Below are 745 nucleotides of genomic sequence, written 5' to 3'. Positions count from 1 at the left end.
CGACCTCATTGGAGACACAGGTCAGCGTGATGTCGCGCTCGATCAGCTCACGGCGCAGCAGGTCATCGAAGGAGTAGGTCGCCGGACGGCGAACGCCCTTGCCATGGATACGCAGCCGCCAAGCGGTGGCGTCCACTTTGGGCACCACCAGCGCGGTGTCCACCCGGTAGAAATCGTCGTTCGGGGTGACGAAGGGACTGATTCCAGGGACGCGCAGTCCGGCCCTTTTGGGTACCGGTTGCGCCGGCGACCCAGGAGAGGGAAGCACGACGTTGTTGCGTGAGGCGACTGCGTCCTTGCCGTGCGAGGCGTTCAGTGACCGGCCGACCGCTCCGACCGCGGCTGAGGCCGCTGCGGCGGATGCGGCCGCCAGGACGAATCCCCGCCGGTCCCACCCTGCGGACGAAGGATCTGCCAATTCTTCGCTTTCGGCGCTGGACTCGGCGGCCTTGGGTCGGGCGGGTGCTGTGAGGCGGCCTACCAGGACGTAGAGAAGCAGAGCCCCTGCAACGGCTCCTACGACGGAGGGCAGCGCATCGGTGAAGCTGGTGGAGTCGGGCCGACTCACGGCGGCCGCCGCCCCGACGATCCCGAAGAGAAGGACCCCGGCGGCTCCGACCCGCCGGAACCGCACCGCCAGCGCACCCAGCACCAGCGCCAGCACGGCGAGCACGGCGAGAATGCCGAGCTGCAGCACGAGCTTGTCATTGGTGCCGAAGTGGCGGATCGCCCAGTCCTTGACCGC

The 745-nt window shown here is 68.5% G+C and carries 1 protein-coding gene; it reads right to left on the bottom strand.

Going from position 1 to position 745, the window contains the following annotated elements:
* A partial coding sequence (locus IE312_RS43025) for a molybdopterin-dependent oxidoreductase (RefSeq protein ID WP_229900740.1) occupies window positions 1–745 on the bottom strand: 745 nt, incomplete at both ends.

Origin of the sequence: Streptomyces capoamus, from assembly GCF_014654935.1 — a bacterium.
Classification (GTDB): domain Bacteria; phylum Actinomycetota; class Actinomycetes; order Streptomycetales; family Streptomycetaceae; genus Streptomyces; species Streptomyces capoamus.
The sequence above is the reverse complement of the archived record's forward strand: the minus strand, read 5'-3'. Positions and strand labels throughout refer to the sequence as shown.